The following is a 7,889-nucleotide window of genomic DNA, read 5'->3' as shown; positions in this document are numbered from 1 at the left end:
GGCGACCCCAGCCAGGGGGGGGAGGGCCCCCTCGTCTTCGGCTTTTTGGGGTTCCCCCCCCCCCTACTCCTCCTCCGCCGCCGACTGGGCGTCGGCGGCCGAGGTGGCGTCGGCTCGATGGCGCGAGAGACGCATCGCGGACCTTCGCCGGCTCAGCAGGACGAGCCGAAGCTGAGGCTGAGGTTCGGCAGCGTGAACGACGTCGCCGAGGTCGCGTTCGCCACCTGCTTGACGCCGGTCAGCGTGACGCCGTCAGCCGTCTGGCCGAAGGTGCCGAGCGGAACGTGACCGGACACGACGTTCGGGCCACTGCCGCGGGCACCGGGCGCAGTCAGGCCGGGGTTGTTGTACGTCCCGACATCCTGCCCGATGTTGATGTTGTCGAACTGCGCGACGTCCGCGGACAGCGACGTCGCGTCGATGACCAGGTGCGACGCCTGCACGGGGCTCGACCCGGTGCCGGCGGTGAGTCGCAGCGTGAACGGACCGACGGACACCGACTGGCACAGGTTGGTCAGCTCGGCCTTCGAGATGACGTTCTCGGCCGCCGGGTTTGGCGTCCCGTCACCGGCGTAGTTCACGACGCCGAATTGGTAGAAGCCGACGCCGTTGCCGTCGACGCCGGTGCTCTTCACGCTGTCGGCGGTGACCTTGAAGGTCGTGCCGGAGATCGCGAACGACACGGCGATGAGGCCGTTGGCGATGAGCAGCAGCAGCGTGGCGACGGCTGCCAGCGAGGGCACGAGGACGAACCAGACGAGACGCCACCGCGTGCGTCCGAACTCCATGCCGGCGGTGCCTGCGTAGGCCATGATCACTCCCCGGGTCGATGATCGGCGGTCGGCCCGAGCTGAACGGCTCGACCGCACGGACATCCGGAGCGTCGTGCCGGTGCAGGTGCGTCAGTAGGGACCTTCGGAGGATGCCGAGCCCGGGCCGGACGTGCCGCCGCCCGACCGACCCGGACGCTCGGGCTCAGATCGACCCGAACCGCCCGAGCGGCAGCACCCGCCACACGACGCGACCGTCGATCGCGGCGGCCGGCACCGGCCCGTAGGCCCGCGAGTCGACCGAGACGTTCCGGTTGTCGCCCATCACGAAGTAGTGCCCGCGCGGCACCGTGTACGGCGCCGGGTGCAGCGTCGCGCGGCCGGACGCGTCACAGCAGCCGAGGGACGGCGAGGAGAACGCACGGACGTAGGGCTCGACGCGCCGCTGCCACGGCCCCACCCCGCCGAGGCGCAGCCGCAGCACCGCACGCGCGCCGGGGAGGATCTCGAGCTGGTCACCCGGCAGCGCGATGATCCGCTTCACAGCGGTCCCCCGGGGCCCGGACGGCGGGTCGAGCGCGACGACGTCGCCGCGGGCCGGATCGCCGAAGCGGTAGGACAGCGGGTTCAGCACGACCCGGTCACCGGGACGCAGCAGCGGCTCCATGCTCGGGCCGACGACCACGTCGGAGAAGAACAGCACCGGGACGATGAGCAGCAGCACCAGCGTCGCCAGCACGCCGGACGTCACCCACAGCACGAGTCGTGTCCGACCGCGCCCGTGTCGCCGGCCCGCCGTCCCGGCTGCGTCGCTGCTCATCGGCCGCCCCCTGACGACGGCCATGATGGCACCCGCGTCGAAGAGCCTCGGCCCGCAGCGTCCGGCCCAGCCGGATCCCGTGCCCGACGACGGCGGCCAGGGCGCACGCCGCACCGACGGCTGCGACGAGCACGAGGATGGTTGGCGCGCCGGCCAGGGCGAGGCCGACGCCGAAGACGCCGAACACCAGCGTGAACCCGTAGAGACCGGCGACTTGGCCCGCCGCGGGCTCGGGCTGCCGCGCCGTCGAGCCCGGCATGAGGTCGACCATGCCCGTGTCGATCGGTCACGGCGCGGCCTGCTTGAGGCGCCGGGGCGGCGGTCGCCGCCCGGTGACGACGGCAGTGGATCTCTGGCGCGCCCGAAGGGATTCGAACCCCTAACCTTTTGATCCGTAGTCAAATGCTCTATCCGTTGAGCTACGGGCGCATCGTCCGACAGTCTACCGGGTGCCGCCGCGGCGGTTGACCACGGCAGTCGCAGACCAGCGGAGGCTCCGGGATTCGAACCCGGGATGGGCTTGAGACCCAAACCGCATTAGCAGTGCGGCGCCATAGACCAGACTAGGCGAAGCCTCCCAGCGATCCGCGGGTCGCGAACCACTCGGCGGCCCAGCCTACAAGGTGCCCGCGAGCCGTCCTACGGGCCCTTGGTCGTGGCGTCAGTGGGCCTGGACGAGCGGGATCATGACCTCGTCCATGATCGCCTCGAGATGGTGTGCCTTGAGCGGTTCGCGCATCATCAGCACCCGGTGGGCGATCATCGCCGGCAGGACGTCGGCGACCAATCGCGTGCATGCCTCCGGGCGCACCTCGCCGCGCTCGACGCCGCGGCGCAGCAGGCCGAGCAGCGCCTCGCGGCGGGGCTCCTGGAAGCGTTCGTCGACCAGACGCGCCATGTCCGGGTCGCTGAAGGCCTCCATCTTGACGGCGCGCATCGCCGCGCCGACCGGGCTCTGCATGACCCGGGCGATCGCCCGGGCGACCTCACGCAGGGCGTCGGCCGTGCTGGTCGCATGGTCGACGTCGATCACCAGGCCGCACTGCTCGGCCGTCGGGAAGCCGTACTCGATCGCGTCCAGGACGAGTTCCTGCTTGGTGGGCCACCGGCGGTAGATCGACGCCTTGCCCGTTCGGGCGCGCGCCGCCACGCTTTCGACGCTGAACGCGCCGTACCCGACCTCGGTCAGTTCGGCGAAGGCGGCCGCGCGGATGGCGTCCTCCAGGGCGGCCCCGCGGCGACGCAGCGGGGTCGGCGCTGCGACCTCCTCGGCGACGTCACTGGCGGTGCTCACGTTGTCAGACCCTTCGTGCAGTGTGAGGAGGTCGGCGAGTCGTAGTGCACGGTTGCGTTCACTACGCGACGTCCTCTACCGTTCCCGAATAGAGAACGCGAGCGTACACAACGAGGCTGTGAGTCGGCGAGATCCGCCGCTCGTCCAGAACGGAGCACCACGGTGACGCACACTGCCACCGCCCCTGCGCGCGGCGCACGCCGACATGCGCACCCCGCCCTGATCCTGCTCGTCATCGCCGGCGCGCAGCTGATGGTCGTGCTCGACGGCACGATCGTGAACATCGCCCTGCCGAGCATGGGCCGGTACTTCGACAAGTCGCAGACCGACATGACCTGGGCGCTCAACGCCTACGCGCTCGCCTTCGGCGGGCTGCTGCTGCTCGGCGGCCGCATGGGCGACATCCTCGGCCGTCGGAACATGTTCATCGTCGGCCTCGGCCTGTTCACCGTCGGCAGCTTCGCCGCCGGCATCGCGCCGAACTTCGGGCTGCTGCTCGCCGGACGCGCGGTGCAGGGCATCGGCGGTGCGATCGCGTCGCCGACGGCCCTGTCGCTCATCACCACCGAGTTCGAGGAGGGCAAGGAGCGCACGCGCGCGATCTCGGTGTACGCCGCGGTCTCCGGTGCCGGCGCCGCGCTCGGCCTCCTGCTCGGCGGCATCCTCACCAACTACTTCAGCTGGCGCTGGGTGCTGTTCGTGAACGTCCCGATCGGCGTGGTGCTGATCGCGGGCGCCTTCCTGTACCTGCACCAGTCCGAGCGGCTGCAGGGCCGCTTCGACGTCGTCGGCGCGCTGCTCTCGGTCGGCGGCATGGTCGCGACGGTGTACGGCTTCATCCACGTCGCGCACAGCGGCTGGGGCAACACGCAGACCTACTCGGTGTTCGCCGCCGCCGTCGTGCTGCTGGTGGCGTTCGTCTTCTACGAGGCCAAGGTCGCCGCGGCCCCGATGATGCCGATGCGGATCTTCGAGAACCGCAACCGCAGCGGCGCCTACCTGGTGATGTTCGTGGTCGGTGCCGGCATGTTCGGCATGTTCTACTTCATCACCTTCTTCGTGCAGGGCGTGCGCGAGTACGGCCCGCTGAAGACCGGTGTCGCGTTCCTGCCGGTCGCCTTCACCATCGGCATCACCTCGCAGGTGGTGGCACGGCTGCTGCCGCGCTTCGGGCCGAAGCCGCTGATGATCTTCGGCACGAGCTGCCTCACCGCGTCGCTGCTGTGGTTCTCGACCGTCGACGTCGGCTCGCAGTACCCGACCAAGCTGCTGCCGGGCATGATCGTGCTCGCCATCGGCATGGGCAACCTGTTCGTTCCGCTCACCGTCACCGCCGTGTCGAAGGTGCAGAACACGGACGCCGGTCTCGCCTCGGCGCTGCTCAACGTCGGCCAGCAGGTCGGTGGCGCGCTCGGCCTCTCGGTCATGACCACCGTGTTCGGCACCGCGGCGCGCAACTACGCGGCCGATCACCGCACGGAGCTGTTCGGCCAACTGGTGAAGGCCGTCGACGGCAACCAGCAGGTCGCCGGGCAGGTCGGCGCCAAGCTCGGCGCCTCGACGAACGGCCTCTCTCAGCAGGACTTCGACAAGCTGGTGGGCACGCTGCCGGCGCAGTACAAGCACGGCCTCGAGGCCTTCTATGCCGGCCCGTACCACCAGTTCACCCGTGAGCTGCTGGCGCACGCGTCCGGCAAGGGCTTCCTCATGGGCGCGGCATTCGGTGTCGTCGCGATCCTCTCGGCCGTCGTGCTGATCAACGTGTCGAAGAAGGACCTGCCGACCCAAGCGTCGCCGGAACTCGTCGCGGCGTAGTCGGCGCGGCCGCTGACCCAACGCCCGCCCGGACCCTGATCCGGGCGGGCGCCGATCAGCACTCGATGACGTTGACGGCCAGGCCGCCGCGGGCCGTCTCCTTGTACTTGATCTTCATGTCGGCGCCCGTCTCGCGCATCGTCTTGATCACCTTGTCGAGGCTCACGACGTGCCGGCCGTCGCCGCGCAGCGCGATGCGCGCGGCGTTGATCGCCTTCACCGCGGCCATCGCGTTGCGCTCGATGCAGGGCACCTGGACGAGGCCGCCGACGGGATCGCAGGTGAGGCCGAGGTTGTGCTCCATGCCGATCTCGGCGGCGTTCTCGACCTGTTCGGGCGTGCCGCCGAGCACCTCGCACAACGCCCCGGCCGCCATCGAGCAGGCCGAGCCGACCTCACCCTGACAGCCGACCTCGGCGCCCGAGATCGACGCGTTCTGCTTGTACAGCGCGCCGATCGCACCGGCACAGAGCAGGAACCGCACAACGCCGTCGTCCGAGGCGCCGGGCACGAACCGCGTCCAGTAGTGCAGCACCGCCGGCAGCACCCCGGCCGCGCCGTTGGTCGGCGCGGTGACGATGCGTCCGCCCGCGGCGTTCTCCTCGTTCACGGCGAGCGCGAACAGGTCGACCCAGTCCATGACGCGCAACGGGTCGACGGCGAAGGTCTCGGCGCAGAGCCGCTGGTAAAGCTCGGGCGCGCGGCGGGGCACCTTGAGCCCGCCGGGCAGGGTGCCGGTGTTCGAGCAGCCGTTGGTGACGCACTGCTGCATGACCGCCCAGATGTGCAGCAGGCCGGCGCGTACCTCGTCGGCGGGGCGCCAGGCCGTCTCGTTCGCGAGCATGACGCCGCTGATCGACAGCCCGGTCTCGCGGCAGCGTTCGAGCAGTTCCTCCCCGGACGCGAACGGGTGCGGCACCGGCGTCGTGTCGGGCTGCACACGTCCCGCACCGGCGGCCGCCTCGTCGACGACGAAGCCGCCGCCGACCGAGTAGTACGTGCGCTCGCGCAGCACCGCGCCCTCGGCGAAGGCCGCAAAGCGCAGGCCGTTGGGGTGGAAGGGCAGCGACTGGCGGCGGTGCAGCACCAGGTCGTCGTCGGGCAGCGCGACCTCGTGCCGGCCGAGCAGCCGGACGCGTCCGGACGCCTTCACCGCGGCCGCGCGGGGCACGACGGTGGTCGTGTCGACCGTCTCGGGCAGCTCGCCCTCGAGCCCGGCGATCACCGCACGATCGCTGCCGTGGCCGTGCCCGGTGGCCCCGAGCGAGCCGAACAGCTCGACGCGCACCCGCGTCACCTGCTCGAGCAGCCCGTCGGCGGCGAGGCCGTCGGCGAAGCGGCGGGCGGCCCGCATCGGACCGACGGTGTGCGACGACGACGGCCCGATCCCGATCGAGAAGAGATCGAAGACACTGATGGCCATCAGGCCATCATGCGCCTGCCGTCGAGACCGGCCGGGCTCGTAGGGTGGTGGGCCGTGACCGCCCCGCTCGTCCGCCGCTCGCCCGTGCACCGGGGCGAGGTCGTCGGCGCCACCGAGCTGACACCACGCTTCCGGCGGGTCACGGTGCGCGCCGAGTCGCTGCGCGGGCTCGTGGTCCGGCCGACGCAGGACGTCGAGCTGCATCTGCGCGAGGCGTCCGGACGCCGGGTGAAGCGGCGCTACACGATCCGGCACGCGCGTCCGGACGTCGGTGAGCTCGACCTCGACGTCTTCCTGCACGGCGAGCATCCCGGTTCCGGCTGGGGAGCCACGGCGAGCGCGGGCGACGCGGTCGAGTTCCAGGGGCCACGCGGCAAGCTCGAGCTTCGGCCGTCGCCGCTGCACCTCATGGTCGGCGACGAGTCGGCGCTGCCGGCGTTCGCGGTGATCGCCGAGTCGATCGGCGCCGGCGAGCGGGCCGTGGCGGTGATCGAGATGGCCGACGCGTCCGACGAGCAGCCGCTCGCGGCCGAGGTCGTGTGGGTGCACCGTGGGGCGGCCGAGGCGGGCACGCCCGACCGGCTGCTCGCGGCGCTCGCCGACGACCCCCTCGCGAGCCTGCCGCTCGGCGACGGGGTCGCCGCCTACCTGCTCGGCGAGACCCGGTCGATGGTGGCGCTGCGGGCGCACCTCGAGGGGCGTGGCGTGCCGCACGACGCGATCTTCGTCAAGGGGTACTGGAACCTGGCGCGTCCCGACCGCGTCGCGGGACGCTCGCCGGGCTGAGCGTGGCGGCGGCTGGCACGATCAGCGGGTGAGCCAGCCGCAGCAGATCGAGTCGGTGCCCTTCGCCGCGCACGTGGGCGTGCGCATCGTGTCCGCCGAGCCGGCGCGCGTCGTCGGCGAACTGCCGTGCGGCGAGCAGCAGCGCAACTTCGCCGGCGTCATGCACGGCGGTGCGATCATGACGCTGGCCGACACCGTCGGCGGTTTCGCCGCGTGGCTCAACCTGCCCGAGGGCGCGACCGGCACGACGACGACGCACAGCGAGACGGTGTTCCTGCGCGCGGTGCGGTCGGGCGTGCTGCACGCGACGGCGACGCCGCTGCACGTCGGCCGGTCGACGATCACGATCCGCACCGAGTTGCACGACGACGAGGGACGCCTCGTTGCGCAGGTGACGCAGGGCCAGGCGGTGCTCACCCCGCGCTGAGCGCGGTGTGTGGCGACCGTGCGGGTGTCCGCACGGCGTGCCGCCCGCAGCGTGGCAACGCACCGGGCCGGGCCGTGAGGTGCGTGGCGACGGTGCGGGTGTTCGCACGGCGTGTCCGCCCGCAGCGTGGCCACGCACCGGGCCGGGCCGCACGGTGTGTGGCGACGGTGCGGGGTTCCGCACGGCCTGTCCGCCCGCAGGGTCGCCACACACGGGCCGCCGCGCCGCACCGCGCCGGGCACGCGCCACGCCGGAGCGCAGCCGGCGGGACCGCCGGCTCAGAGGATCGGTTCGGGGGCGTAGGTCGCCGCGGAGGGGTCGGTCGTCAGCACGGCGTCGACGGCGGCGACGACGGCCGCGACCTGCTCACGGGCAGCGCCGGTGAAGCCGATCGGCTCGGCGAGCAGCGACTGCAGCGTCGCCTCGGGCAGGCCGAGGCGTGAGTCGGCGGCGAGGCGGGCGAACAGGTCGTTTCGGTCGGTGCCCGTCTCGCGCCTCTCGAGGGCGACGGCCACCCCGGTCTCCTTGATAGCCACCTGCGCCGCCTCGCGACC

General features: G+C 71.9%; 7 protein-coding genes, 2 tRNA genes and 1 pseudogene. 3 read left to right on the top strand and 7 right to left on the bottom strand.

The window, feature by feature from the left end; all coding sequences use genetic code 11:
* Positions 1-152: 152 nt before the first annotated feature.
* The 5 genes from ACTHMS_RS20780 to ACTHMS_RS20760 all read right to left on the bottom strand — a co-directional run bounded on the left by ACTHMS_RS20780 (position 153) and on the right by ACTHMS_RS20760 (position 2,884).
* Positions 153-812, bottom strand: coding sequence for a DUF6230 family protein (locus ACTHMS_RS20780; RefSeq protein ID WP_440308564.1), 660 nt, complete (start codon positions 810-812; stop codon positions 153-155).
* 163 nt (positions 813-975) lie between these two features.
* Positions 976-1,590: a signal peptidase I gene (gene lepB / locus ACTHMS_RS20775; protein ID WP_440308563.1), complete on the bottom strand. Its 615-nt coding sequence runs from the start codon at positions 1,588-1,590 to the stop codon at positions 976-978.
* Positions 1,591-1,943: 353 nt separating this feature from the next.
* Positions 1,944-2,019, bottom strand: a tRNA-Arg gene (locus tag ACTHMS_RS20770).
* Between the two features lie 59 nt (positions 2,020-2,078).
* Positions 2,079-2,168, bottom strand: a tRNA-Ser gene (locus ACTHMS_RS20765).
* A gap of 83 nt (positions 2,169-2,251) precedes the next feature.
* Positions 2,252-2,884, bottom strand: a complete 633-nt coding sequence (locus ACTHMS_RS20760) for a TetR/AcrR family transcriptional regulator (RefSeq protein WP_440308562.1) — start codon at positions 2,882-2,884, stop codon at positions 2,252-2,254.
* Positions 2,885-3,046: 162 nt separating this feature from the next.
* On the opposite strand from ACTHMS_RS20760, the gene ACTHMS_RS20755 reads away from it, so the two are divergent.
* Complete coding sequence (locus ACTHMS_RS20755) at positions 3,047-4,699, top strand: MFS transporter (RefSeq protein WP_440308561.1); 1,653 nt, start codon at positions 3,047-3,049, stop codon at positions 4,697-4,699.
* A gap of 55 nt (positions 4,700-4,754) precedes the next feature.
* Here the strand turns inward: ACTHMS_RS20755 and ACTHMS_RS20750 are convergent, their stop codons facing one another.
* The gene (locus ACTHMS_RS20750; protein WP_440308560.1) at positions 4,755-6,122 is read right to left on the bottom strand and encodes an L-serine ammonia-lyase; all 1,368 of its coding nucleotides are present in this window, start codon (positions 6,120-6,122) and stop codon (positions 4,755-4,757) included.
* Positions 6,123-6,176: 54 nt separating this feature from the next.
* Between ACTHMS_RS20750 and ACTHMS_RS20745 the strand changes: the two genes are divergently transcribed.
* Positions 6,177-6,908 (top strand): siderophore-interacting protein, encoded by a 732-nt coding sequence (locus tag ACTHMS_RS20745; RefSeq protein WP_440308559.1) that lies wholly within the window; start codon positions 6,177-6,179, stop codon positions 6,906-6,908.
* Positions 6,909-6,936: 28 nt separating this feature from the next.
* A complete protein-coding gene (locus tag ACTHMS_RS20740) occupies positions 6,937-7,335 on the top strand; it encodes a PaaI family thioesterase (protein WP_440308558.1) in 399 nt (132 codons plus the stop codon).
* Positions 7,336-7,613: 278 nt separating this feature from the next.
* Here ACTHMS_RS20740 and ACTHMS_RS20735 read toward each other — a convergent pair.
* Positions 7,614-7,889, bottom strand: a pseudogene (locus tag ACTHMS_RS20735) (adenylosuccinate lyase); the annotation flags it as partial.

It is taken from the genome of Jatrophihabitans sp. (genome assembly GCF_051960575.1).
Taxonomy (GTDB): domain Bacteria; phylum Actinomycetota; class Actinomycetes; order Mycobacteriales; family Jatrophihabitantaceae; genus JBQCEE01.
Note: the sequence above shows the minus strand (reverse complement) of the source record. Positions and strands in the feature narration are given on the sequence as shown.

Coding starts and splice junctions, on each gene's coding strand:
- ACTHMS_RS20750 (WP_440308560.1), bottom strand. CDS start 6,122: ATGGCCATCAGTGTCTTCGATCTCTTCTCGATCGGGATCGGGCCGTCG.
- ACTHMS_RS20780 (WP_440308564.1), bottom strand. CDS start 812: ATGGCCTACGCAGGCACCGCCGGCATGGAGTTCGGACGCACGCGGTGG.
- lepB (WP_440308563.1), bottom strand. CDS start 1,590: ATGAGCAGCGACGCAGCCGGGACGGCGGGCCGGCGACACGGGCGCGGT.